Origin of the sequence: Halomonas sp. I1 (assembly GCF_032334135.1) — a bacterium.
Taxonomy (GTDB): domain Bacteria; phylum Pseudomonadota; class Gammaproteobacteria; order Pseudomonadales; family Halomonadaceae; genus Halomonas.
This window is the reverse complement of the sequence record NZ_JAVXUS010000024.1, coordinates 24582-50971: the sequence shown is the minus strand read 5'-3', so window position 1 is coordinate 50971 and position 26390 is coordinate 24582. Positions and strand designations below refer to the sequence as shown.

The window sequence follows — 26390 nt, the reverse complement described above, 5'->3', positions numbered from 1 at the left end:
AGAATACCCCCGAAGCTTCCGGGAACAAGGTTTTTTTGTTTTTTCTTACAGCTTAAAGCTTATAGCTTACAGCTCCCCGAAGGGGTCAAGAGCTCGGTATCCTCAGCACCTGCCCGACCCGGATGATGTCGCCGTTGAGTTCGTTGGCCTGTCGCAGCTGGCCCACCGGCACATTATGCCGAGCGGCGATCTCGGACAGGGTGTCGCCGGGCTGGATCCGGTACTCGTCGCCGGCGCCGCCTCGACCTTGATCACGCTGCCAGGCCAGCAGGCTGGCCGGCGGCGGATTACGTTCGAAATGCGCGCGGATACCGCCGAAAACAGCCTGCATCATGCGCTGCTGATAACTGCCGTCGCGCAGTCGCCGCTCTTCCTGAGGGTTGGAGATAAATCCGGTTTCCACCAGCAGCGAGGGAATGTCCGGCGATTTGAGCACGACGAAACCGGCTTGTTCGACGCGAGACTTGTGCAGGTCGTTGATGCGCCCCATGCGATCCAGCACCCGGCCCCCGATGGTCAGCGAGTCGTTGAGGGTTGCGGTCATGGTCAGGTCGAGCAGCACGCCACGCAGCACCTCGTCCTTGTCATCCAGTGACAGATTGCCGTCCACGCCGCCGATCAGGTCCGAACGATTCTCCGTCGCTGCCAGCCACTTGGCGGTCTCCGAGGTCGCGCCGCTCTGGGACAGGGCGAATACCGAACTGCCATGCGGCCGGGGGCTGTTGAAGGCGTCGGCATGGAGCGAGACGAAGAAATCGGCCTTCTGCTCCCTGGCGATGCGCGTGCGCTGACGTAACCCGACATAGTAGTCGCCATCACGGATCATCACTGCCTTGAAGCCTTCGGTGGCATTGATCAACCTCGACAGGCGCTTGGCCATTTCCAGCACCACATCCTTCTCACGGGTCCCACTCGGCCCGGTGGCGCCGGGATCCTCGCCGCCATGCCCTGCATCGACGGCGATGATGATATCGCGCCGGGGATGCGGCTGAGCCTTCTCGACCGCCGGCGTCACGGTCTCCGGGTCGCGTCCCTCGGCCACCGCTTCGGCCTGGGCGCGTTCGACGGCGATCTCCTGTTCACGGATCTTGGCCTCGATGGGATCGATGGGATCTTCCACGGCACTCTCGCCGGGATACTCCAGATCCACCACCAATCGATGGCCATACTGCTCGTTCGGCTGGAGGGTGAAGTGGCGCGGCTCGACCGCACGCGACAATTCCAGCACCACCCTCAGATCATCGCCATGACGCACGCCGGTACGCACTTCGCTGATGGCGCTGCCGGACAGATCCAGGCGATCGACATCGGCGTCGAGCCGACTGTCCTGGAGGTCGATGACCAGCCGGCGAGGATCTTCCAGCGTGAACACCTCCGCCGAGGCCGGCGACGACAGGTCGAAGACCAGGCGCGAGTGGTCAGGGGCCGCCCAGAGCCTCAGGTTATCGACACTGGCGGCCTCGGCGTGGAACGGCACCAGCAGCGCCAACAGCAACCGCCAGCGAACCATGTTACGACGCAATATCCTTTTCCTCATGAAACGTCTTCGTCCGTACTGGCGAGATAACCATCCAACCGGGCCACATCCGCGGCCAGTCGTTCCAGAACACCGCGGCCCTGCTCGGTCTCGGCCGACAGGACGGCCAGACGTCCCTGGTCCTCCACGCTCAGGCTCACCCAAAGGTCGGGCACGGGTAGCCAGCCCTCTCCCCTGCCGGGCCACTCGATCACGCAGAGCGCATCCTCGCCGAGCAGATCGCGCCCACCGATGAACTCCAGCTCTTCGGGATCACCGAGACGATAGAGATCGAAGTGATGTACTCGCGCCTGCGCCAGTTCATAAGGCTCCACCAGTGTGTAGGTAGGGCTCTTCACCGCTCCCTGGTGACCATAGGCACGCAGGATCCCCCGGGTCAGTGTCGTTTTGCCGGCACCGAGCTCTCCTTGCAGGTAGACCCGCCCCCGGCCAGCCAGTGCCCGACCGAGGCATTCCCCCAGCGCGACCTGTCGGTCTTCATCAGCGAGTCGCAACCGCATCGTCATTCGTCCATCGTCGGATTGACCAGAATTCGCGCACAGGATGCCAGATCGCCGGCCAGCAAGCCACGCTCACCACCCTGCCGGACCGCCATGTCGGCGGCCAGAGCATGCACCACCACCCCCAGTCGGGCGGCGACCTCCAGCGACAACCCCTGGGCCACCAACGCCCCGAGCATGCCGGAAAGCGCATCGCCCATGCCGCCACTGGCCATGCCCGGATTGCCGTAGGGACACACCGCCATGCCATCCGGACCCGCCACCAGGCTGCCGGCCCCCTTGAGCACCACCACACCACCAAAGCGTTGCTGAAGTGCCAGCGCCGCCGCCGGACGATCGGTTTCCACTTCGGCAGTGGTCATACCCAGCAGGCGTGCCGCCTCACCGGGATGCGGCGTGAGAATCCAATCATCGCGCCGCTGGCCGGCAAAGCGGTTGGCCAGCAGGTTGAGGCCATCGGCGTCCACCACCAGGGGCTTCTCGGCAGCCATAGCCCCCTGCAGCATGGCCTGCCCCCAGCTGCCTCGCCCGAGTCCCGGGCCGACGATGAGCACATCCGTCCGGGCGGGGAGATCGCCGAGATCGGCGAGGCCTCGCACGCCATATGCCATCACCTCGGGCCGACGTATCAGACTGGCGGCGACGTGGGCGGGATCGGTGGCCAGGCTTACCTTGCCGGCGCCGAGCCGAGCGCAGGCCTCGGCGGCCAGCAGGCCGGCACCCCCCATCCCCGGCGCGCCCCCCAGGATCAGCGCATGCCCCGCCACTCCCTTGTGGGCATCGCGCTCACGGGGCGGCAACAGCGTCGCGATCATCGACTGGTCGAGCCGCCAGGCCACTGGTGCCATCTCGTCGAAGACGTCCCGAGGCGCCGACAGATCCTCCACGACGAGAGTGCCGACCCGGGCCGGCCCGCGCCCGGTGTGCAAGCCCAGCTTGTCACCGATGAAGGTGACGGTATGGGTGGCACGCACCGCTTCACCCAGTTCGGCCCCCGTATCGGCATGCAGGCCGGAAGGGATATCGATGGCCAGTACCGGCCGGCCGCTGGCATTGATGGCGGCGACGGCCGACCGGGATGCCCCGCGCACCTCGCCGGAAAGCCCCGTGCCAAGCAAGGCATCCACCATCAGTTCGCCGGTCAGCCTCATGCCGTCGTGCCAGGCCTCGCGCCCGACGCCGGCAGCATCGGCCATCTCGGCGGCCCGCCGCGCGTCGCCCTCGAGCGCCTCCACGGGCTTGACGAGGATGCGCTGCACCGATAGCCCCTCGGCGGCCGCCAGGGCGGCCAGCACATGGCCATCGCCCCCGTTGTTGCCACCGCCGCACAACACGCTCAGGCGGTGCACCTCCGGCCAGGTGGCGCGCAGGTATCGCCAGGCCGAGGCCGCGGCGCGCTGCATCAAGGCGAATCCTGCCACGCCGGACGCGATGACGCGCCGGTCGAGCTCGCGCACCTGTTCGGCGCGATACAGTGCATGCCGATTCAGCGGTGGCACTTGTGTCATTCGCTATTCCCCTAGCACACGATGCTTTACCATGTGGAGTGTGTCTTGTCCCCCGCCCGACGCCAAGCGTCGCGGCGCCATTCTGCGTGGTGTTTGCTCGATCATGACCCAGCCGTCTGCTCAAGGCGACGCATCCCCCGACCTCCAGGCCCTGGCCGATTCGATCAAGACCTGGGGCCGTGAACTCGGTTTCCAGCAAGTCGGGATCACCGATATCGACCTGGCCGAGGATGAGGCCCGCCTGCAGCGCTGGCTGGACAAGGGCCACCACGGCGACATGCACTTCATGGCCAAGCACGGCACCAAGCGCACCCGCCCGGACGAGCTGGTACCCGGCACGGTGCGGGTGATCAGCGTGCGCCTCGACTACCTCCCCCCCGAGGTCGAAACCACTCGGATGCTGGCCCGGCCCGAGAAAGCCTATATCTCGCGCTACGCCGTGGGACGCGACTATCACAAACTGATGCGCAAGCGTCTGGCCACGCTGGCCAAACAGATTCAGGACGAGATAGGCCCATTCGGCTACCGCGCCTTCGTCGACTCGGCCCCGGTAATGGAGCGCGCCCTGGCCCGCAAGGCGGGCCTCGGCTGGGTCGGCAAGAATGCCATGATTCTCAATCCCAAGGCGGGATCGCTGTTCTTTCTCGGCGAACTCTACACCGACCTGCCCCTGCCGGTGGATCCGCCCTACGAAGGCGCCCATTGCGGCAGCTGCAGCGCCTGCCGGACGGGCTGTCCCACCGATGCCATCGTCGAGGACCGCGTCGTCGACTCGCGCCGCTGCATCTCCTATCTCACCATCGAGCTGCATGGGGCGATTCCCGAGGAGTTCCGCGTCGCCATGGGCAATCGCGTCTTCGGCTGCGACGACTGTCAGCTGGTATGTCCCTTCACTCGCTTTACCCGGGCCAGTCGCGAGCGGGACTTCGCCCCGCGACACGATCTCGATCGGGTCGACCTGGTCAGCCTTTTCGCCTGGAGTGAGGAGGAGTTTCTCGACAAGACCGCCGGCAGCCCCATCCGGCGTATCGGCTACGAGCGCTGGCTACGCAATCTGGCCGTAGGACTGGGCAACGCGCCCTGGAGCGAAAGCGTCGAATCCGCCTTGCGGGCACGCCTGCCCTACCCTTCCGACCTGGTTCGCGAGCATGTCCGCTGGGCGCTGGCGCAGCAGCGACAGCGGCGCGGCAGCATGATTGCCGTGGAAGCCTCCTGAGCCCACCCAGCCGGTGGGCTCAGGCGATATTGATGGTTTCCATGCCACCCATGTAGCCGCGCAGCGCTTCGGGCACGGTGATCGAGCCATCGGCATTCTGGTGGTTTTCCATCACCGCAATCAGGCAGCGCCCGACCGCCAGGCCGGAACCGTTCAGGGTGTGCAGCAACTGCGGCTTCTTCTCGTCCGGGTGACGATAACGCGCCTGCATGCGGCGAGCCTGGAAGGCTTCACAGTTGGACACCGAGGAAATCTCCCGAAAGGTCTCCTGGCTCGGCAGCCAGACTTCCAGGTCATAGGTCTTGGCGGCACCGGCGCCCATGTCACCGGTACACAGAGTGACGACGCGATACGGCAAATCGAGCGCCTGGAGAATCGCCTCGGCGTGGCCACGCATCTCCTCGAGGGTGTCGTAGCTGGTCGACGGCTCGACCAGTTGCACCATCTCGACCTTGTCGAACTGGTGCTGGCGGATCATGCCCCGGGTGTCGCGACCATGGGATCCCGCCTCGCTGCGGAAACACGGCGTATGCGCCGTGAGGCGCACCGGCAACGACTTGTGCTCGATGATCTCGTCACGCGCGAAATTGGTCAGCGGCACCTCGGCGGTGGGAATCAGGTGGTAGCCGCGCTCATCCTCCAGCCGGAACAGGTCCTCGCCGAACTTCGGCAACTGCCCGGTGCCGTAGAGCGAATCGCGGTTGACCATGTAGGGCACGTAGCATTCCTCGTAACCATGCTCGAGGGTCTGCTTGTCGAGCATGAACTGGACCAGTGCTCGATGCAGCCTGGCGATAGCCCCGCGCATCACCGCGAAACGCGCCCCGGTGAGCTTGGCCGCCAGGTCGAAGTCCAGCTCCCCCTTGAGGGCCCCCAGATCGACATGGTCACGAGCCGTGAAATCAAGTTTGCGCGGCGTGCCCCAGCGATGCAGCTCGACGTTGTCGTCCTCGCTCTGCCCCTCCGGCACGCTCTCGTGGGGCAGGTTGGGCAGGCCGCTGACCTGTTCGTCCCACTCTGCCTGCACGTCAGCGAGACGGGCCTTGGCCGCGTCGAGGCGATCACCGAGGTCACTCACTTCGTCGAGCAGCGGCTGAATATCCTCGCCATTGGCCTTGGCCTTGCCGATCGACTTCGAGCGCGTGTTGCGCTCATTCTGCAGCCGTTCGGTCTCGGCCTGCAGTTCCCGGCGCCGGGCCTCCAACGCGGCCAGTCGTTCGGTATCGAGAGCGAAACCTCGCTTGGCCAGTCGTCGGGCGACGTCCTCGAGGTCGCTGCGCAGCAGTTTGGGATCGAGCATGGAATCCTGTCCGTCGATGAAGAAAAGCGGCAAACGCAAGGCGACCATTGTAGGCAAAAGCCCGGCCTCGCGCCACGGCCCGGGATGCGCGCCATGGCCCTGTCGCGGTACAGTAGCGATCACCTTAGAGGTGTTTGCAAAACAGGCGAACGAAGGCAAGACAAGGCGAAATTGAGTGAAAAAGCGCAGTTTACGATGGGTAAATGAGCATTTTGAGGTCAATTTCAACGCCGTATTGCCGAGTGTAGGCATTTTGTAGACACCCTCTTATTCTCCCGCCGGCCCTGCCGATACGTGAAGCGACACGTCAGGGTGGCACCGACATCGATACTCACATCATGATCGCACGACTGGACACCAGTGATGCCTCTCTCGGCCCGCAGGCCGACCACTACCGGGCCTTCCTCGAGGCTCTGCGCGAGGCCGGCTTCGCCGGCGAGATCGCCCCGGATTACGCCAACCGCACGGTGCTGGCCACCGACAACTCCATCTACCAGCGCCTGCCCCAGGCGGTGCTCTATCCCCGCGATGTCACCGACCTCGAGCGCCTGACCCGCCTGGCCGGCCAGAAAGACTTCACCGATATCGTCCTGGCACCGCGCGGCGGCGGTACCGGCACCAATGGCCAATCGCTGACCGACGGCCTGGTGGTCGACGTCTCGAAGCACATGAATGCCATCCTCGACATCGACGTCGAGAACCGGCGGGTGCGTGTCCAGGCCGGGGTGGTCAAGGACCAGCTCAACGCCGCCTTGAGGCCTCACGGGCTCTTCTTCGCCCCGGAGCTCTCCACCTCCAATCGCGCTACCATCGGCGGCATGATCGCCACCGACGCCAGCGGCCAGGGCAGCTGCGAATACGGCAAGACCCGCGATCACGTCCTCGAGCTCGACAGCGTGCTGCTAGGCGGCGAGCGCCTGGTCACCCGACCGGTCGACGAGACCGAGCTCGACGCGCTCTGCGCACGAGACGACGCCGTGGGCCGAGTGCATCGCATGGCTCGGGAGATCATCGACACCCAGCGCGAGCGCATCCGCGACACCTTCCCGCCGCTCAACCGCTGCCTGACCGGCTACGACCTGGCGCACTTGCGCACCGAGGATGGCCGGTTCGACCTCAACAGCGTACTGTGCGGCGCCGAAGGCTCGCTGGCTTTCACCAGCGAGGCGGTACTCAACGTGCTGCCGATCCCCAAGCACTCGACCCTGGTCAATGTACGCTACGCCGGCTTCATGGATGCTCTGCGCGACGCCAAGACTCTCATGGCCAGCGACGCCGCCCCCACCTCCATCGAGACCGTGGACAGCAAGGTGCTGGGCCTGGCCAGGCGGGACGTCGTGTGGGACAACGTCGCCGAATTCTTCCCGGAAGACGACACCCCCGTGGAAGGTATCAATCTGGTCGAGTTCAACGACGACGATCCCGAACGCCTCGCCGCGCGGGTCGATGCCTTCTGCGATCATCTCGCCCACGACACCAGCGTCTCTCGACTGGGCCAGACCCTGGCCGAGGGACGCGCGGCCATCCAGCGCGTCTACGCCATGCGCAAGCGCGCCGTGGGCCTGCTCGGCAACGTCCAGGGCGAGAAGCGGCCGATCCCCTTCGTCGAGGACACCGCGGTGCCCCCGGAGTACCTGGCCGACTATATCGCCGAGTTCCGCGCCCTGCTCGACGCCCATGACCTGGCCTACGGCATGTTCGGCCACGTCGACGCCGGGGTGCTGCACGTACGCCCGGCCATCGACATGAAGGACCCGGCCCAGGAGGCGCTGATCCGCGAGCTCTCCGACGAGGTCGCCGCACTGACCCAGAAGTACGGCGGTCTCTTGTGGGGCGAGCACGGCAAGGGCGTGCGCTCCGAGTACGCCCCGGCCTTCTTCGGCCCGCTCTACCCGAGCCTGCAGCGCCTCAAGGCGGCCTTCGATCCGCGTAACCAGCTCAACCCGGGCAAGATCGCGACACCGCTTTCCACCCCGCCCGAAGACGCGGAAAGGGCTACCTCGGCAAAGAGTGAGACGCACGAGACGTCGAGCAACGACGCCGACGAGCAGGCCGTGAAGTGGGTCGATCCGGGGCTGCTGACCATCGACGGAGTGCCGACCCGCGGCCAGCTCGATCGCCGGATCGACACGCGGGTCTGGCAGGCCCACGGCGATGCCGTCCACTGCAACGGCAACGGTGCCTGCTACAACTACGACCCCGATGACGCCATGTGCCCGTCGTGGAAGGCCACCCGCCAGCGCATCCATTCGCCCAAGGGCCGCGCCAGCCTGATGCGCGAATGGCTGCGCCGCCAGGGCGAATCCGGCATCGATGTGGTCGAGACGGCGGATCGCCAGCGGACCGCAGGTGCCTGGGGCGCCATCAAGGCCTTTCCCGGCAAGCTCAGGAATACGCTGGCCCGGCGGCGCGGCGAGGAGGACTTCTCCCACCAGGTCTACGACGCCATGGCCGGCTGCCTGGCTTGCAAATCCTGCGCCAGCCAGTGCCCGGTCAAGGTCAACGTGCCAGCCTTCCGTTCGCAGTTCCTCGAGGTCTACCACGGCCGTTACCTGCGCCCGGCGCGCGACTACCTGATCGGCGGGCTGGAATTCCTCGCGCCGACGCTGTCGCGCCTGACCCCGCTCTACAACGCTGCCCTGAGCAACCGCTGGGTCAGCCGCCTGCTGGCCGGCCCCGTCGGCATGGTCGACAGCCCCCGGCTATCCCGGGCGCAGCTCGACAGGCAGCTCACCGCCTGGGGCGTGCCCGAGGCCACGCCGATCACCCTCGGCCGGCTCACCGAGACCCAGCGCAACAACAGCGTGGTGCTGGTTCAGGACGCCTTCACCCGCTATTTCGAGGCGAGTGTGGTCCGCGATATCGTCACCTTGCTGCAGCGCCTCGATGTGCGGGTCTTCGTCGCTCCTTACGCCCCCAACGGCAAGCCATTGCACGTCCAGGGCTTCCTTGGCGCCTTCGCGCGCACCGCCGGGAAACAGGCCGAGCGGCTGCGGGCGCTGGCCGCGTCCGGCGTACCGCTGGTCGGTATCGATCCGGCGATGACCCTGACCTACCGACAGGAGTACGTGAAGGCGCTGGGCGCCGACGCCGTGCCCGAGGTCCGCCTGCTGAGTGAGTGGCTGGCCGAGCGCGCGCCCCGGTTGGCCGCCGACAGGCCTCGCCTCGACGACCCCGGCTATCGCCTGCTCGCCCACTGTACCGAGAAGACCAGCGTGCCCGGCGCGCCGTCGCAGTGGCAGCAGGTGTTCGCGGCCTTCGGGCTCGAACTCGAGGTGATCGCCACGGGCTGCTGCGGCATGTCCGGCACCTATGGCCATGAAGCGCGCAACCTCGAGACCTCGAAGACCATCTACGCCCAGTCCTGGCAGCCGCGGGTGGAGAACACCGCCAACGCCGGCCGGCTGCTGGCTACCGGTTACTCCTGCCGCAGCCAGGCCAGGCGGCTCTCGGACGCCACCCTGCCCCACCCGCTTCAGGGGCTGCTGGCAGCGCTGAGCCAAGCGGGATATTAACCCGGCAAGCTTTTATGTCGGGTTAATCGCGGCACAGGGACGTGCCGCCGCCGGCCGTCAGGCCGGTGCGAGCCCGCGCCACACCAGAAGATCCACGCATCTGCGCCAGCGTGGTGCGGGCGACAATCAAATAGATCAGGACGATCTATTTGATTGCCAGGTTAATAGTAGCGGGGGATGAGGCGTGAGGCGTGGCGGTTCCATCGTTGATCGACATCGAGACACTTCATCGCGCCGATGGATTGCATATAGGAGTCGTCGACGCTAGGCTGCGCGCCCCTCCGATGAACCTCGAACCGATGGAGCGCGACACTCATGGAGCATGCCGGCTTCGACCTGGCGATGATCGGCCTGCTGGCGCTGATCTGCCAATGGCTTGCCTGGCAGCTGAAGCTGCCGGCCATTCTGATGCTGCTGGTCGCCGGCATCGCTGCCGGCCCTGTCACGGGGCTACTCGATCCCGACGCCATGTTCGGCGACCTGCTGTTTCCGCTGGTCTCGCTGGCAGTGGCCGTCATCCTCTTCGAGGGCAGCCTGACGCTGGATTTCCGTGAGCTGGGCGGTCATGGCCGCACGGTACGGCGACTGGTCACCTGGGGTGCCTTGATTACCGCCGTGATCGGCACCATCGCCGCTCACCTGCTGCTGTCGCTGTCATGGGAGATGGCCAGCGTGCTGGGCGCCTTGCTGGTCGTCACCGGCCCGACCGTGATCCTGCCCTTGCTGCAGACCCTGGGCGCCCGCCAGCACCTGACCCAGATACTGCGCTGGGAGGGCATCCTGATCGATCCGGTGGGGGCCATCGGCGCCGTTCTGGTCTATGAGTACGTTGCCCTGGGTTCGGGGGCGACAGGCGCCGCCACGCATACCCTGGTGCTGTTCGGCAAGACAGCCCTGATCGGCTTCGGCCTGGGCGTCGGCGGCGGCTACCTCTGGGGACTGATACTGCGTCGCCACTGGCTGCCGCGTCAGTTGCACAGCTTCGGCACCCTGATGATGATGCTGACGCTGTTCTCGATCTCCAACCTGCTGTTTCACGAATCCGGGCTGCTGACGGTCACGGTCATGGGCGCCTGGCTGGCCAATATGCGTGGCGTGCCGACCCGCCCCATCATCGAGTTCAAGGAAACGCTCTCGGTACTGCTTATCTCGGGATTGTTCATCCTGCTGGCCGCAAGGCTCACCGTAGACCAGCTGGCCCTGCTGGGCTGGCCGGCCTGGGCTTTCCTGTTTGTCCTGATCGGCGTGGCGCGCCCCTTGATGGTCTGGGTCTGTACCCTGGGCAGCCGGCTGGACATCCGCGAGAAGGCCCTGCTGGCCTTCATCTCGCCGCGCGGCATCGTTGCCGCCGCCACCGCCTCGCTGTTCTCACTGCGCCTGGAGGAAATCGGCATGCCCGGCGCGGAGATGCTGGTGCCCGTGACCTTCCTGGTGATCATCAGCACAGTGGTCGGCCAGAGCCTGCTGTCCCGCCCCTTGGCAAGCTGGCTGGGCGTGCGCCGTCCAGCGCCGGACGGCGTGCTGATCATCGGTGCCAATCCGGTGGCACGACAGATCGGCCAGCAGCTGCGTGTCGCAGGCGTCAGTGTCGTGCTCACCGACAGCAACTGGGATGCCATCCAGGAGGCCAAGGCACTGGGCCTGACCACCTACTACGGCGACCCATTGTCGGAGCATGCCGCCCAGCACCTGGAGCTCAGCAATATCGGGTATCTGCTGCCCCTGTCGCCCTATCGTGAGCTCAACGACCTGGCGGCGCTGCACTTCGAGCACCTGCTGGGACGCGAGCGAGTATTCCGATTGGCCGTGGATGAAGGGCGCAGCGCCAATCGCCCTCACGGCCAGGCACTGAGCCACCTGCCGCTGCTGTTTGGCCGCGACGTGACCTTCGCCCGCCTATCGCGGCTGGTGGCCGAAGGGGGCGAAGTGCAGTGCATGCGTTTCGGTGAAAAGAGCCGTCTGGAAAAGCAACGACGCCAGCATGCGGGACGCTGGTTGCCGCTGCTGTCCATCAGCCAGTCCGGCCGGGTACGCCTGGCGACCGCCGAGAGCGGACTGGCTCCCAAGCGCGGCGACACCCTGGTCAGCTTGATCTTCGCCGATTCTCCGGCACGGCTCGATACGTCCTTGATGTCCTGAGCCGAAGCGGACTGGCTCCCAAGCGCGGCGACACCCTGGTCAGCTTGATCTTCGCCGATTCTCCGGCACGACTCGATACGTCCTTGATGTCCTGAGCCGAGCGAGCCGGCCACCAGGGGGTCGGCTCGCTCGTCGGACTCAGAAGAACAGCCGGCGCAACGCCTCGCCGGGGTCATCCTCGCGCATGAAGGCCTCGCCGACCAGAAAGCCGTGGACATCGTGCTCGCGCATGCGCAGGACATCGTCCCGGGTGTGAATGCCCGATTCGGTGACGACCGTGACGCCTTCCGGGATACGCCCAAGCAGGTTCAGGGTCGTCTCCAGCCGAGTCTCGAAGGTATGCAGGTCACGATTATTGATGCCCACCAGGGATAGGTCGAGGGCCAGGGCCCGCTCCAGCTCGTGGGCATCATGCACCTCGACCAGCACGTCCATGCCGAGCTCGGTGGCCTGGCGATGTAGATCGGCCAGACGAGCATCGTCCAGGGCAGCGACGATCAGCAGGATGCAGTCGGCGCCAATGGCACGGGCCTCGCTGACCTGGTAGCCATGGGTGATGAAGTCCTTGCGGATCACCGGCAGCGAACAGGCCCCGCGGGCCGAGATGAGGTCGTCCTCGTGGCCCTGGAAGAAATCGGCGTCGGTGAGCACCGACAGGCAGGCAGCGCCTCCCGCCGTATAGCGCTCGGCGATCTCGTCGGGGCGGAAGTCCTCCCGAATCACGCCCCGCGAAGGTGAGGCCTTCTTGATTTCGGCGATCACCGCCGGATCGCCGTCACGCATGCGCGCCTCCAGGGCGGCGATGAAGCCGCGCGGCTCACTCATCTCGCGCGCCAGGGACAACAGCTCTGCCTCGGCCACCGCCCGGCGACGCTCGGCCACTTCCTCGTCCTTGCGGGCCAGAATGCGCGTCAGGATGGTAGGTATGGTCATATCATGCTCCTGAACAGTGGCCCTACTGGGCGAAGACGCGCGTGAAGTTGGCCAGTTCCTTGAGTTTTTCGAGCGGCAGCTTCGAGGCCTGGGCATCCTGGGCCATGGCGACGCCTTCCTTGAGGGTATCGGACACCTCGGCGGCATAGAGCGCCGCGCCGGCATTCAGCGCGACGATGTCCGCCGCCGGGCCATCACCTACCAGGGACTGTTCGACCAGGCGCAGACTGTCCTCGGCCGTCTGGACCTTGAGTACCTCCAGCGACTGGCGCTCGATACCGAAGTCCTCGGGCGCGATGGTGTACTCCCTGATCTCGCCATCCCTGAGCTCGGCCACCCGAGTCGGGGCGGCGAGCGATATCTCGTCGAGTCCATCTTCGGCCCATACCACCAGCACGTGCTCACTGCCCAGGCGCCGCATGACATCCGCCATCAAGGGGACCAGGGCGGACGAATACACCCCCAGCAGTTGATTGGGCGCTCCGGCCGGATTGGTCAGCGGCCCCAGGATATTGAACAGGGTGCGCACCCCCATCTCGCGGCGCGGCCCGACGGCATGGCGCATGGCCGGATGGTGGTTGGGCGCGAACATGAAGCCGACACCGACCTCTTCGATGCAGCGTCCCACCTGCTCGGGGGAAAGGTCCAGCCCGATGCCTGCCACGGAGAACAGGTCGGCACTGCCCGAGGACGAGGAAACGCCCCGGTTGCCATGCTTGGCGACATGGGCACCGGCGGCGGCGGCCACGAAGCTGGACGCCGTAGAGATATTGAACAGGTTGGCACCATCCCCCCCGGTACCGACGATGTCCACCACGTTCTCGGCGTTCAGCGACACCGGCTTCATCAACTCGCGCATCACCTGGGCGGCGGCACTGATCTCCTCGGCGGACTCTCCCTTCATCGCCATCCCCATCAGGAAGGCGGCGACCTGGGCGTCGGAGGCCGCGCCGGTCATGATGGCCATCATCACCCGGTGGGTCGCGTCGTAGCTCAGGTCCTCCCGGCGCATCACCGCACCGATGGCGTCTCGCATCTGCATGGCAGTCGTCTCCTTGGTCTCAGCGGCGCTCGAGAAAGTTGGTCAGCAGCTCATGACCCTGGCGGGTCAAGATCGACTCGGGATGGAACTGTACGCCTTCGATATCCAGCTCACGGTGGCGCAGCCCCATGATCAGCCCCGGCGTGACATCGTCGTCATCGGTCCAGGCGGTCACTTCCAGGCAATCCGGCAGGCTGCCACGCGCCACCACCAGGGAGTGGTAACGGGTGACCTCGAGAGGGTCCTCGAGGCCGGCGAACACGCCATGGCCATCGTGGCGAATACGCGATGTCTTGCCATGCATGACCTGGGGCGCGCGCTGCACCTCTCCACCGTAGACCTGGCCGATGGCCTGATGCCCCAGGCAGATGCCGAGGATCGGCAACTGGCCGGCAAAGTGGCGCACGGCCTCCATGGAGATCCCTGCCTCGTTGGGCGTGCAGGGACCGGGCGAGATCACCAGATGGCTGGGCGACAGCGCCTCGATCTCCGCCACGCTGATGGCATCGTTGCGATGGGTGACCACCTCCGCCCCCAGCTCGCCAAGGTACTGGACGATGTTGAAGGTGAAACTGTCATAATTATCGATCATCACGATCATGTCGGGCATCAACTCCTGCTATCAATAGGGTTCACGCAGCCCCCATGGCTTCTCGCTCACATGTTTTGTTCACAATGCCCGAATCATCCCTTCCGCGAGTCGGCAGATACAAAAATGCCGCCTCGCGGGCGGCACTGATATTCAGACACACGAAAGCCGCCCCTTCAGTCGTCGAGGCGCCACTGCTTTTTCGCGGAGGTCATCGTGGAATTCATCATGCTCGCTATAGTGTGGTGGTGCCGCGATACTGTCAAGGCGCATCGCAAGGCACTCATGAGAGGTTATCCAGGCCACGCTCGGCCATGGCCACGGCACGGAACAACGCACGGCGCTTGTTGATGGTTTCCTGCCACTCATCGTCTGGGTCGGAGTCGGCGACGATACCGCCGCCGGCCTGGACGTGCAGCTCGCCATCCTTGATCACGGCAGTCCGGATGGCGATGGCGGTATCCATGTTGCCGTGCCAGGAGAGATATCCCACCGCCCCGGAGTAGATGCCGCGCTTGACCGGTTCCAGCTCGTCGATGATTTCCATGGCCCGTACCTTGGAGGCCCCGGACAGGGTCCCCGCCGGAAAGGTGGCGCGCAAGGCGTCCATGGCCGTCATGCCCGACCGAAGGCGACCGGTGACCTGGGAAACGATGTGCATGACATGGGAATAGCGCTCGACGGCCATGTTGTCGGTGACCGTCACCGACCCCGGCTCGCAGATGCGTCCCACATCGTTGCGCCCCAGGTCGATCAACATGACGTGCTCGGCGATTTCCTTGGGGTCTCCCAGCAAATCGGCCTCCAGCGCACGGTCTTCCTCCTCGGTGGCCCCCCGGTGGCGTGTGCCGGCGATGGGCCGCACCGTGACCTCGCCCTCCTCGAGTCGCGTCAGGATCTCCGGCGACGAACCGACCACATGGTGATCATCGAGATTGAGGAAGAACATGTAAGGCGACGGGTTGAGACTGCGCAGGGCGCGGTAGAGATCCAGGGGCGGCGCCTGATAGGGAATGGACATGCGCTGCGATGGCACGCACTGCATCACGTCACCGGCTTTCACATACTCCTTGATGCGCTCCACCGCCGCCTTGTAACCCGCCTCGCTGAAGCTGGCGTGGAAGTCGTCCTCCGAGACATCATGGCGGCCGGTGCCGGGGCTACGTCCCTCCAGCACCACGCCACGCAGCTTCTCCTCCAGTGCTTCGAGCCGTGCGACCGCCTGTGCATGCGCCTCCGACTCGGCAGGGTCGGCATGGGTCCACAACGTCAGGCGGCCAGCGAGATTGTCGAAGACCACCAGGTCGTCACAGACCATCAGCAGGATATCCGGTACGCCGAGCGGATCGGGTTTCTCCACGCCACGCAGCCGAGGTTCGATATAGCGGATGGTATCGTAACCGAAGTACCCCACCAGGCCGCCGTCGAAGCGCGGCGTATCGTCCAGCTGCGGCACCTTGAAGCGCGACTGGAAGTCCTCGATCCAGGCCAGCGGGTCCTCGACCTCGACGGCGCCGCCACCGTGGCCATCGACGATATGTTCGACGCTGAACCCGCGCACCTCGATGCGCTCGCGGCACGGCAGGCCGATGATCGAATAGCGCCCCCACTTCTCGCCGCCCTGGACGGACTCCAGCAGGAAGGTCCAGGGCGCATCGGCGAGTTTGAGATAGGTGGAAAGCGGCGTATCGAGGTCGGCCAGGACCTCGCGGGTGACGGGGATACGGTTATAGCCGGCGTCGGCCAGCTGCTGAAAACGTTCGGGGGTCATCATCTGCCCAGTGCCTCACGATGGAGAAAGACTCGCGGTGGAGAAAAGCGTGACAAATCGAGCGACAGCGGTGCTGTCCTCAGGGTGCGAGCGTCACCATCGCCAGCCTGTCCCCAGGGCGCGGGGCTTGAAGGGAGCGGCGACAGTACGACAGGTAAAGGCATCCAGCGTCATGCGGGTGTCCATACGGGCAGGTAATCCGGAAATTCCCGGGCATCATGGGTCGTAAGTGGCCCACACAGGGGCCAAAATCACCCTAAACGAGTTCTTTCAGCGATTCAACCACGCCATCCGGGCCGCTCGCGGCTACCGGTTCGCCGTGATTGTAGCCATAGGGAACCGCCAGGGTGCGGAAGCCCGCTGCTCGCCCCGCGGCGATATCATGCCGGGAGTCGCCGATCATCAAGCAATCCGACGGGGGCACCGCGAAACATTCGGCGGCATGGGTCAGCGGCAACGGATCAGGCTTGCGCCGCGGCAGACTGTCGCCCCCCAGGCAGAGCGAGAAATGCCCGGTCAGCTCGAAATGCGCAAGAATCGGTGCGATGAAGGCTTCGGGCTTGTTGGTCACCAGCACCTGAACCACCCCTGCACCGCGCAACGCCTCAAGCGCTTCTCGAACGCCGGGGTAGAGCCGGGTCGATCGGCAGGGTCGCTGGGCATAGTGCACCAGGAAGCGCTCATGGGCCTCTCGACAACGTTCGGCATCGGCATCCCGCCCCAGGGCATCGCGCAAGGCACGCTCTATCAGCACCATCGAGCCATTGCCGACCCAGTCCCTGACACGCGCCTCTCCTGCGACGGGCATGTCCAGATCGCGCAAGGCATCATCCACCGCCGCCGCCAGATCGGGTACGGAATCCACCAGGGTGCCGTCGAGATCGAAAGCCACCAGACGCACACCTTCGAGCAGTGGATGCATGCCTATTTCTCCTTTTCCCATTGGCCATATCCCGGATGGGGCATGGGCAGGACCCGCCCGGGCGCTTATGCTGGTACTCCCATTTTCTCAGGAGCTTATCGAGATGAGCATACCAAGAATCGTTGTCGTCGGCGGTGGCGCCGGTGGCCTGGAGCTGGTGACCCGCCTGGGGCGACGCCTGGGCCGGCGCGGACGTGCCGAGATCGTGCTGGTAGACCGCAATGCCACGCACGTCTGGAAACCCCTGCTGCACGAGGTGGCCACCGGCGCCCTGGACTCCGGGCTAGACGAGATTTCCTACCAGGGCCATGCTCGCGCCAACGGCTACCGCTTTCAGCTCGGCACCCTGGACGGCCTGGACCGGGAGTCACGCACCCTCACCCTGGCCCCCATCCTCGATGATGACGGCCAGGAAGTGCTGCCGTCACGCACTCTATCCTACGACGAGCTGGTCATGTCGGTAGGCAGCGTCAGCAACGACTTCGGCACACCGGGCGTCGGTGATCACTGCCATTTCCTCGACAGTCCTCACCAGGCCGAGACATTCCGCAAGGACATGCTCAATGTCTTCCTGCGCTACAACGCCCCGCAGCAGGACAACCAGACCCGCATGGTGGTCGGTATCGTCGGCGCCGGTGCCACGGGTGTGGAACTCGCCGCCGAGCTCTATGATGCTTCCCAGATGCTGCACAGCTACGGCTTCACCCCCCTGGAGAGCGAACACCTCGAGGTTCACCTGATCGAGGCCGCACCGGGCATCCTGCCCGCCCTGCCCGATCGCATCAGCCAAGCGGTGCACACCGAACTCGAGCGCCTGGGCGTGCGGGTGCATGTATCGACCCGCGTGACCCGGGTCGAGCCCTCGGCCATCATCACCGCCGACGATCAACGCATCGAAACGGACCTGAGCGTATGGGCCGCCGGCATCAAGGCCCCCGCCTTCTTGTCTGAGCTGGGCCTTGCTACCGAGCGCAACCATCGCATCAAGGTCGAACCGACGCTGCAGAGCATCGATGACCCGCACATCTTTGCCTTCGGCGACTGTGCCAGCTGCCCGCAGGAAGATGGCTCTCAGGTCCCCCCACGTGCCCAGGCCGCCCACCAGCAGGCCAACCTGCTGTACAAGAACCTGCGCGCACGACTCGACGGCAAGCCGCTCAAGTCCTTCGTGTTCCGCGATCGCGGTTCGCTGATCTCGCTGGCCCATTTCGACGCCGTCGGCAGCCTGATGCGGGGCGCCTCGGCACGCAGCCTGTTCATCGAGGGCCACCTGGCGAAGTTCTTCTACGCCTCGTTGTACCGCATGCACCAGCGCGCCATCCACGGCACCCTGAAGACCGGCCTGATGGTCGTGGTGGATGGCCTCAACCGCTTCTTGAAGCCACGCATGAAACTCCACTGAGTCGCGATGCTGGCATATGACAAGGGCCGCCGGGATATCCGGCGGCCCTTGTCGGCGCATCGAGGGTTTGACAATGCTTCCTCAGTCGGTCTCGTTCTTCTCCCCATGGTGATAGACATGCACGTCGCGCTGGGGAAAGGGGATATTGATGCCTTCGCGATCGAAGCGTCGCTTGATCTCCTCGGTCATCTCCCAGTAGACGTCCCAGTAGTCGGCGGCATTGACCCAGGGGCGCACGATCCAGTTGACGCTGGAGTCTCCCAGCGAGCCGATGCGAATATTTGGCGCCGGATCAGCCAGGACCCTGGCATCATCGGCTACCACGCCTTCCAGTACACGACGTACGGTGTCGATGTCGTCGCCATAGCCTACGCCGACGACCAGGTCCACGCGCCGCGTCGAATGCGATGAATAATTGGTGATGGCATCCGACAGCATCTGGCCGTTGGGTACGATCACCCGACGATTGTCGGGCGTGCTGAGCTCGGTGTTGAATATCTGCACTTCCTCGACGGTGCCGGCGACGCCACCCCCTTCGATGTAATCGCCCACTCGGTAGGGCCGAAACAGCACTACCATCACGCCGGCGGCAAAATTGGCCAGCGAGCCCTGCAACGCCAGCCCTACCGCCAGGCCGGCGGCACCGATCACCGCGATCAGCGACGTGGTCTGGATGCCAAGCTGGCCGATTGCCGCCAGCACGACCGCAAACATCAGCAATGCAGAGAGAATGTTGCCCGCGAACGTGACGACCAGCGGATCGGTCCCGGCCCGCTTCATGGCCTTGATCACTAGCCGATGCAACAGCTTGGCCAGCCAGCGGCCGATCACGAAGATGGCGATGGCCGCCACCAGGTTGATCACGAAACTCGTTCCCTGTACCTGCAGGAACTCCATGACTTTCTCGAATTCCATATCGCCTCCTTTGCTTCAATGAAACGTCTCAATGAAAAGAATCGTACCCGCGAGCCGCGCCTTTTCAGACACCGGCAGAACCTTTCTCCATCCAGCGCCGCTTGCCCCGTGCCGACAACCGCTTGACGCTCGCTTCGAGCCGCAACGCCGCGCTGCGATCACCCGCCGCCTGGTGATATACCAGATGCAAGGGCCCTTTGCCACGCAGAGCCTTGGCGCCCCGTCCCGCGCGGTGCTCGGCCAGACGTCGCTCGACATCGGTGGTAATGCCGGTATAGAGCGCACCATTGGCCGTCTCGATCACATAGAGGTACCACTGCCGAGTGGCCGTCTCCTCCATGTTCACGCCTCGGCGAGTGCCCGACGGAACGAGTCGATCACGCCATCGTAGCGGTGCGGCTCCTCGGCATTGCGTGCCTTAAAGATCGCCGATCCGGCAACGAAGGTATCGGCGCCGGCCCGAGCGATCTCGGCGATGTTATCGAGCTTGACGCCACCGTCGATCTCCAGACGAATGTCACGCCCCGAGGCATCGATGCGACGACGCGCCTCACGCAACTTGTCGAGCGTACCCGGCAGGAACGACTGGCCGCCAAAGCCGGGGTTGACGCTCATCAGCAGAACCATGTCGACCTTGTCCATCACATGGTCCAGGAAAGTCAGCGGGGTCGCCGGATTGAAGACCAGCCCGGACTTGCAACCGCCATCGCGGATCAACTGCAGCGAGCGGTCGATATGCTCGGAAGCTTCGGGGTGGAAGGTGACATAACTGGCACCGGCATCGATGAAGTCGCCGATCAGACGGTCCACCGGCTTGACCATGAGATGCGCGTCGATCGGTGCGGTCACGCCATGGCGTCGCAGCGCCTCGCAAACCATCGGTCCGATGGTCAGGTTGGGTACGTAATGATTGTCCATCACGTCGAAGTGCACGATATCCGCCCCCGAGGCGAGCACATCGTCGACTTCTTCACCGAGCCGGGCGAAATCGGCAGAAAGGATCGAGGGGGCGATCAGGTAATCGGACGTCGTTGCAGTCATGAGATTCTCTGGCAAAAGATCGAATGGTCACGATGGCGAGCCATTCTAGCAGGATCGGCGGCACGTCTCGTGACTTGCAGGATCGTCATGCGCCACCGATAGTTAATTGCCGTCACTCACAACAATGCGACGACAAGGAGAGGTCATGATCCCACGCTGGTTACTTCACCCCCTCAACGTCGGCCTGCTGGCCGGTTCCCTATTGGCCGCCCCGCTCGCCCTGGCTCAGCCGGCGATCCTCGAGGGCGAGCGTTTCCACCCCGAAGAAGGCACCAACGGCATGGTCGCGACCAGCCACTTCCTCGCCTCACGGGTGGCACGCGATGTTCTGGCAGAAGGCGGCAACGCCGTGGATGCCGCGGTCACCGCCGGCTTCGCCCTGGCCGTCACCCAGCCCCGCTCCGGCAACATCGGCGGCGGCGGTTTCATGCTGATCTCCGACGAAAACAGCGACGAGGTCATCGCCATCGACTACCGCGAGACCGCGCCTGCCGCCGCGACCGAGACCATGTTCCAGGACGAGGACGGCAATGCCGTCTCCGAGTGGTCGCGCTTCACCCATCGCGCCGCCGGCGTGCCCGGTACCGTGGCCGGCCTGGCCCTGGCCCTCGAGGAATACGGCACCATGAGCCTGGCCGACGCCCTAGCGCCGGCGATCCGGCTCGCCGAAGAGGGCTTCGAGGTACCGCCACGCTTCGTCGCCGGCGTCAATGACACGCGTGAACGCCTGGAGAAGTGGGAATCGAGTCGCAAGATGTTCTTCAAGGAAGATGGCAGCGCCTATGAAGTCGGCGACATCTTCCGTCAGCCGGACCTGGCCGCGACGCTCAAGCGCATCGCCGACCAGGGCGCCCGGGAGTTCTACGAAGGCGAGACCGCCGAGTTGATCGCCGCCGAGATGCAGCGCCACGATGGCCTGATCACCCTGGAGGACCTGGCCGGCTACCAGCCGGCGATCCGCGAGCCCAGCCACGGCACCTACCGGGGACATGACATCTACGCCATGAGCCCGCCCTCCTCGGGTGGCGCGCACATCGTGCAGATGCTCAACATCCTCGAGGATTACCCGATCCCGGAGATGGGCTTCAATTCCGCCGATACCATCCACGTGATGGCCGAGGCGATGAAACGCGCCTATGCCGACCGTTCGGAGTACCTGGGCGACACCGATTTCGTCGAGGTCCCGCTCGAGGGCATCACCTCCAAGGCCTATGCCGACGAGCTGCGGGAACAGATCGACATGGAAAGCGCCACGCCGAGCGACGATATCGCCCCCGGCAAGCCGCTGCCCTACGAGTCCAACGAGACCACCCACTTCTCCATCGCCGATGGTGACGGCCTGGCGGTCTCCAACACCTATACCATCAACTTCAGCTACGGCTCCGGTATCGCCGTGGAAGGCGCCGGCTTCCTGCTCAACAACGAGATGGACGACTTCTCCGCCAAGCCCGGCGTGCCCAACGCCTATGGCCTGATCGGCGGTGAAGCCAACAAGATCGAACCCGGCAAGCGCATGCTCTCGTCGATGACACCGACCATCGTCAAACGCGACGGCAAGAACTTCCTGATCACCGGCAGTCCGGGCGGTTCACGCATCATCACCACCACCCTGCAGGTGCTGATGAACGTCATCGACCACGACATGAACATCCAGTCGGCGGTCAGCGCCCCGCGCATCCACCATCAGTGGTTGCCCGACGAGATCCGCATCGAGGCCGGCATCAGCCCGGATACTCTCGAGCTGCTCGAAGGCAAGGGACATACCATCAGCCAACAACCTGCCATGGGGGCCGCCCAGTCGATCGTGATCGATGACGGCCGCTTCTTCGGCGGCGCCGACCCCCGCCGCTCCACCTCATCCGCCATCGGGCTTTGACGCCCGGCCATGTCCCCGGCCCCACCGGGGACATGGCCCTCCTATCAATACTTCGCCTCTCGCAGCTCGTAGCTCGCAGCTCGCAGCTCGCAGCTCGTAGCTCGTAGCTCGTAGCTCGTAGCTCGTAGCTCGTAGCTCGTAGCCTACGTTCCCCTGCTCGATAGCCATAGACTAAAAAAGAATAAGCAATACCCTTGTAATTCCATATGGCGATTATTACCTTAGCCATCTAAGGAAATCCATCGAAGATTCGAGGAATCGTCATGTCGCCGCTGCCCTTCGTACGTCGTACCCTCACTGCCTCCGTCGTTGCCGTCGGTCTGGGGGCCGGTCTCGTCCCCCCGGCCATGGCTGCCGAGCGAGAGCTGCTCAATTCTTCCTATGACATCGCCCGTGAGCTGTTCGCCGCCATCAATCCGGCCTTCAAGGAGCACTGGGAGGCAAGCCACGACGACACCCTGACCATCAAGCAGTCCCATGGAGGCTCCTCGGCACAGGCCCGCGCCATTCTCCAGGGACTCGGCGCCGATGTGGTGACCTACAACCAGGTCACCGACGTCCAGGTGCTCGCCGAGGCGGGGCTGGTCGCCGAGGATTGGCAACAGCAACTGCCCAACAATGCCTCGCCCTACTACTCCACGACCGCCTTCCTGGTGCGCAAGGACAATCCTCTGGGCATCGAGAACTGGGACGACCTCGCCGAAGAGGACGTCGAGCTGGTCTTCCCCAACCCCAAGACATCGGGCAATGGTCGCTACACCTATCTGGCTGCCTGGGGCGCCGCCGAGCGCATCTTCGACGGCGACGAAGAGAAGATCGAGGACTTCATGCGCACCTTCCTCGGCAACGTCAAGGTGTTCGACACCGGCGGTCGCGGCGCCACCACCAGCTTCATCGAGCGTGGCATCGGCGATGTGCTGATCAGCTTCGAGTCCGAGGTCAACAATATCCGCCAGGAGTACGGCAACGACGAGTACGAGGTCATCGTGCCGCCGGTCAGCATCCTCGCCGAGTTCCCGGTGGCGGTCGTCGGCGAGAACGCCGAGGAGAACGGCAACGCCGAGCTGGCTCGAGACTATCTGGATTACCTCTACACCGAAGAGGCCCAGCGCATGCTCGCCGGCTTCAACTACCGCGTGCATGACGAGGCCGTGGTCGAGGAATTCGCTGACCAGTTCCCCGAGACCGAACTGTTCGAGGTTCAGGACGTCTTCGGCGGCTGGGATCAGGCCATGGAGACTCACTTCGAGAGTGGCGGGACGCTCGACCAGTTGCAGCGTCGCTGAGGCGCTCACGGCTTGAATGACATGATCGACGGGACACCTTCATGAAAGCATCGGCTTTCCCCTTGCCCATGCCCCGAGCCCGGCAGCGCGTACTGCCGGGTTTCGGCCTGTCGCTGGGCATCAGCCTGACCTTCGTTTCACTGGTCCTGCTGTTGCCGCTCACGGGCCTGGTCGGCCAACTGTCAGGCCTGTCGCTGGCCGAGTACTGGGCGATCATCAGCGAGGGGCGTGTCGTGGCCAGCTACCTGACCACGCTTGGCGCGGCGGCCGTTGCGGCGGTCATCAACGCCATCTTCGGGTTGCTGCTGGCCTGGGTCCTGGTGCGCTATGACTTCCCGGGCAAGCGCCTGCTCGATGCCTTGATGGACCTGCCCTTCGCCCTGCCCACGGCAGTGGCCGGCATCACCCTGGCCACGCTCTACTCCAGCAGCGGCTGGATGGGCAAGGCACTGGCGCCGCTAGGGCTGGAGGTCGCCTATACCTGGGTGGGCATCGCACTCGCCATGGCCTTCACCAGCATTCCCTTCGTGGTACGCACCGTACAGCCGATCCTCGAAGACCTGCCGGGAGAAGTCGATGAGGCGGCCATGGCCCTGGGGGCCCGTGACGGCGTGGCCTTTCGCCGCGTGATCCTGCCTCACCTGTGGCCGGCACTGGTCACCGGCACGGGCCTGGCGTTCGTACGCTCGCTCGGCGAGTTCGGCGCCGTGATCTTCATCGCCGGCAATATGCCCTACGAGACCGAGATCACCTCGCTGATGATCTTCGTCAAGTTGCAGGAATACGACTATGTCGGCGCCTCAGCCATCGCCTCGGTGGTGCTCGCCACCTCGTTGATCCTGCTGCTGGCCATCAATCTGTGGCAGGGCCGCTTCATTCGACGCCTGCATGGAGGAAGCGCCTGATGCAACGAATCGGAGATGCGCCCGTCCTGCGCCGGGTGCTCATCGGCGCCGCCGTGGCCCTGGCCGCACTCTTCCTGTTGCTGCCACTGGTAGCGATCTTCGCTCAGGCCTTCGCCGAGGGCCTCGGCGGCTTCTGGCACAATGTCAGCGACACCTACACCTTGTCCGCTATCGGCCTGACGCTTTTCATCACCGCCTTGACCATTCCGGTGAACCTGGTGTTCGGGGTCATGCTCGCCTGGCTGGTGACGCGCTTCCGCTTCCCGGGGCGGCGCCTGTTGCAGACACTGATCGACATTCCCTTCGCCATCTCACCGGTGGTGGCCGGGCTTGTCTATCTACTGCTGTACGGCCGCAATGGCTGGGTCGGTGGTTGGCTCGATGCCCATGACATCCAGTTAATGTTCGCCTGGCCGGGCATCCTGATGGTCACCATCTTTGTCACCTGCCCCTTCGTGGCGCGGGAGCTGATTCCGCTGATGCAGGCCCAGGGTTCTCGGGAAGAAGAAGCGGCGGTCACCCTCGGTGCCTCGGGCTTCACGCTGTTTCGCCGTGTCACCCTGCCGAACATTCGCTGGGCGCTGCTCTACGGGGTGATCCTGACCAATGCCCGGGCGGTGGGAGAGTTCGGCGCCGTCTCCGTGGTATCCGGGGCGATTCGCGGCGAGACCAACACCCTGCCGCTGCACGTCGAGTTGCTGTATCAGGACTACAACACCGTGGGCGCCTTCGCCAGCGCCGCTCTGCTGGCCCTCATCGCCCTGTTTACGCTGGCCGCCAAGGCCGGCCTGGAGTGGCGCGCCACGCGCCGGGAGGCTTCCGCATGAGCATCCATCTCGAAAACATCGCCAAGCACTATGGCCGCGGGGGGCGTCACCAGGCCCTGGCGCCCCTGGATCTCGATATCCATCAGGGCGAGTTGATCGGGCTTCTCGGCCCCTCCGGCTCCGGCAAGACCACCCTGCTGCGCATCATCGCCGGGCTCGAGGCCCCCGACCGGCAGCCCGCCGGCCGCATCCTGTTCGGCGAGCGCGATGTCACCCAACTGCATGTCCGCGACCGGCGTATCGGCTTCGTCTTCCAGCACTATGCGCTGTTTCGGCACATGACGGTCTACGACAACGTGGCCTTCGGCCTGACGGTGATGCCGCGCCGCCAGCGGCCCTCCAGTGGCGAGATTCGCGCCCGGGTGCATCGCCTGCTGGAAATGGTCCAGCTCGAGCAATTGGCCGGCCGTTACCCGGCGCAGCTGTCCGGCGGCCAGCAGCAACGCGTTTCCCTGGCACGCTCCCTGGCCCTTCGCCCCGATGTCCTGCTGCTCGACGAGCCCTTCGGAGCTCTGGATGCCAAGGTCCGCCAGGAGCTGCGCCGCTGGCTGCGCCACCTGCACGACGAATTGAATTTCACCAGCGTCTTCGTCACCCACGATCAGGAAGAGGCGCTGGAGCTCTCCGATCGCGTAGTGGTGATGAGCGATGGCCGCATCGAGCAGATCGACACGCCGGAGGCTCTCTATCGCGCTCCGGCCAACCGCTTCGTGTTCGAGTTCCTGGGCGATGTGAACCATCTCGAGGGAGAGGTACGCGACGGCGTGCTCACCTGCGGCGACGCCCGCCTCGATGTCGATCTGCCCGACGGCCCCGAGGATCTATTGTTGCGTCCTCACGAAGTCGCCCTGGATACGGCCCCCCGCGAGTCGGCCCACCTGCCGGTGACCGTGACCGCCATCTCGCCGGTCGGCGCCGAGGTCCGCGTGGAACTGGCCGCCGACTGGCTGCCCGGCCCCTGGCTTGCCACCGTGCGCCATGCCGATTTCGAGCGTCTCGCGCTCACCCGTGGCCAGCGACTGTTCGCCCTGCCCCGCCACTGGCACCGTTTCAAGGACCAGGCAAAGAACACCGCCACGACGGCACGCGAAACTATCGCCTCGCTCGCCGGCTGAGTGGCATATCGACAACACAACATGCATGCATTATGGCGACGAGGCTATACT

The 26390-nt window shown here is 65.0% G+C and carries 21 protein-coding genes; 9 read left to right on the top strand and 12 right to left on the bottom strand.

What is annotated here, in order from left to right; translation table 11 throughout:
- Nucleotides 1–85: 85 nt before the first annotated feature.
- From RSO41_RS17455 to RSO41_RS17445, 3 genes are read right to left on the bottom strand one after another with little or no spacing between them, the layout of a single operon-like run.
- Nucleotides 86–1510 carry an N-acetylmuramoyl-L-alanine amidase gene (locus tag RSO41_RS17455; protein ID WP_315620524.1) on the bottom strand — a complete coding sequence of 475 codons (1425 nt, stop codon included), beginning with the start codon at nt 1508–1510 and terminating at the stop codon, nt 86–88.
- 23 nt (nt 1511–1533) lie between these two features.
- On the bottom strand, nt 1534–2037 hold the full coding sequence (tsaE, locus tag RSO41_RS17450; protein WP_315620523.1) for a tRNA (adenosine(37)-N6)-threonylcarbamoyltransferase complex ATPase subunit type 1 TsaE: 504 nt from the start codon (nt 2035–2037) through the stop codon (nt 1534–1536).
- Between the two features lie 2 nt (nt 2038–2039).
- Nucleotides 2040–3545 (bottom strand): NAD(P)H-hydrate dehydratase, encoded by a 1506-nt coding sequence (locus tag RSO41_RS17445; protein ID WP_315620520.1) that lies wholly within the window; start codon nt 3543–3545, stop codon nt 2040–2042.
- A 103-nt stretch (nt 3546–3648) separates the two neighbouring features.
- Here RSO41_RS17445 and queG point away from each other — a divergent pair, with 103 nt between their 5' ends.
- Nucleotides 3649–4761, top strand: coding sequence for a tRNA epoxyqueuosine(34) reductase QueG (queG, locus tag RSO41_RS17440; RefSeq protein WP_315620518.1), 1113 nt, complete (start codon nt 3649–3651; stop codon nt 4759–4761).
- Nucleotides 4762–4780: 19 nt separating this feature from the next.
- Here the strand turns inward: queG and serS are convergent, their stop codons facing one another.
- The gene (gene serS, locus RSO41_RS17435; RefSeq protein WP_315620517.1) at nt 4781–6061 is read right to left on the bottom strand and encodes a serine--tRNA ligase; all 1281 of its coding nucleotides are present in this window, start codon (nt 6059–6061) and stop codon (nt 4781–4783) included.
- Between the two features lie 338 nt (nt 6062–6399).
- On the opposite strand from serS, the gene RSO41_RS17430 reads away from it, so the two are divergent.
- Together RSO41_RS17430 and RSO41_RS17425 are read left to right on the top strand one after the other, a co-directional pair.
- A complete protein-coding gene (locus tag RSO41_RS17430; protein ID WP_315620516.1) occupies nt 6400–9576 on the top strand; it encodes an FAD-binding and (Fe-S)-binding domain-containing protein in 3177 nt (1058 codons plus the stop codon).
- A 315-nt stretch (nt 9577–9891) separates the two neighbouring features.
- On the top strand, nt 9892–11715 hold the full coding sequence (locus RSO41_RS17425) for a sodium:proton antiporter (RefSeq protein ID WP_315620515.1): 1824 nt from the start codon (nt 9892–9894) through the stop codon (nt 11713–11715).
- Nucleotides 11716–11853: 138 nt separating this feature from the next.
- On the opposite strand, the gene trpC is transcribed toward RSO41_RS17425, so the two are convergent.
- The 5 genes from trpC to RSO41_RS17400 form a co-directional block, all read right to left on the bottom strand.
- A complete protein-coding gene (trpC, locus tag RSO41_RS17420) occupies nt 11854–12648 on the bottom strand; it encodes an indole-3-glycerol phosphate synthase TrpC (RefSeq protein ID WP_315620514.1) in 795 nt (264 codons plus the stop codon).
- Between the two features lie 22 nt (nt 12649–12670).
- Complete coding sequence (trpD, locus tag RSO41_RS17415; RefSeq protein ID WP_315620513.1) at nt 12671–13690, bottom strand: anthranilate phosphoribosyltransferase; 1020 nt, start codon at nt 13688–13690, stop codon at nt 12671–12673.
- A gap of 19 nt (nt 13691–13709) precedes the next feature.
- Nucleotides 13710–14291, bottom strand: coding sequence for an aminodeoxychorismate/anthranilate synthase component II (locus RSO41_RS17410; protein WP_315620512.1), 582 nt, complete (start codon nt 14289–14291; stop codon nt 13710–13712).
- Nucleotides 14292–14562: 271 nt separating this feature from the next.
- Entirely contained in the window at nt 14563–16050 is a 1488-nt protein-coding gene (gene trpE / locus RSO41_RS17405) for an anthranilate synthase component I (protein WP_315620522.1), read from the bottom strand.
- Between the two features lie 256 nt (nt 16051–16306).
- Entirely contained in the window at nt 16307–16972 is a 666-nt protein-coding gene (locus RSO41_RS17400) for a phosphoglycolate phosphatase (RefSeq protein WP_315620511.1), read from the bottom strand.
- Between the two features lie 103 nt (nt 16973–17075).
- Between RSO41_RS17400 and RSO41_RS17395 the strand changes: the two genes are divergently transcribed.
- A complete protein-coding gene (locus RSO41_RS17395; protein ID WP_315620510.1) occupies nt 17076–18374 on the top strand; it encodes an NAD(P)/FAD-dependent oxidoreductase in 1299 nt (432 codons plus the stop codon).
- 81 nt (nt 18375–18455) lie between these two features.
- On the opposite strand, the gene RSO41_RS17390 is transcribed toward RSO41_RS17395, so the two are convergent.
- From RSO41_RS17390 to rpe, 3 genes are all read right to left on the bottom strand, one after another.
- The gene (locus RSO41_RS17390; protein WP_315620509.1) at nt 18456–19289 is read right to left on the bottom strand and encodes a mechanosensitive ion channel family protein; all 834 of its coding nucleotides are present in this window, start codon (nt 19287–19289) and stop codon (nt 18456–18458) included.
- Nucleotides 19290–19353: 64 nt separating this feature from the next.
- A complete protein-coding gene (locus RSO41_RS17385; RefSeq protein WP_315620508.1) occupies nt 19354–19629 on the bottom strand; it encodes a GIY-YIG nuclease family protein in 276 nt (91 codons plus the stop codon).
- Nucleotides 19630–19631: 2 nt separating this feature from the next.
- Nucleotides 19632–20330: a ribulose-phosphate 3-epimerase gene (gene rpe, locus RSO41_RS17380; protein WP_315620506.1), complete on the bottom strand. Its 699-nt coding sequence runs from the start codon at nt 20328–20330 to the stop codon at nt 19632–19634.
- Nucleotides 20331–20475: 145 nt separating this feature from the next.
- Between rpe and ggt the strand changes: the two genes are divergently transcribed.
- From ggt to RSO41_RS17355, 5 genes are all read left to right on the top strand, one after another.
- Nucleotides 20476–22206, top strand: a complete 1731-nt coding sequence (ggt, locus tag RSO41_RS17375; RefSeq protein WP_315620505.1) for a gamma-glutamyltransferase — start codon at nt 20476–20478, stop codon at nt 22204–22206.
- 263 nt (nt 22207–22469) lie between these two features.
- Nucleotides 22470–23492: a thiosulfate ABC transporter substrate-binding protein CysP gene (cysP, locus tag RSO41_RS17370; RefSeq protein ID WP_315620504.1), complete on the top strand. Its 1023-nt coding sequence runs from the start codon at nt 22470–22472 to the stop codon at nt 23490–23492.
- Nucleotides 23493–23533: 41 nt separating this feature from the next.
- Nucleotides 23534–24397, top strand: a complete 864-nt coding sequence (cysT, locus tag RSO41_RS17365) for a sulfate ABC transporter permease subunit CysT (RefSeq protein WP_315620503.1) — start codon at nt 23534–23536, stop codon at nt 24395–24397.
- Nucleotides 24397–25224, top strand: a complete 828-nt coding sequence (cysW, locus tag RSO41_RS17360) for a sulfate ABC transporter permease subunit CysW (RefSeq protein WP_315620502.1) — start codon at nt 24397–24399, stop codon at nt 25222–25224. Before cysT ends, cysW begins: the two co-directional genes overlap by 1 nt.
- A complete protein-coding gene (locus RSO41_RS17355) occupies nt 25221–26339 on the top strand; it encodes a sulfate/molybdate ABC transporter ATP-binding protein (RefSeq protein WP_315620501.1) in 1119 nt (372 codons plus the stop codon). The genes cysW and RSO41_RS17355 overlap by 4 nt, the downstream gene beginning before the upstream one ends.
- Nucleotides 26340–26390: the final 51 nt, after the last annotated feature.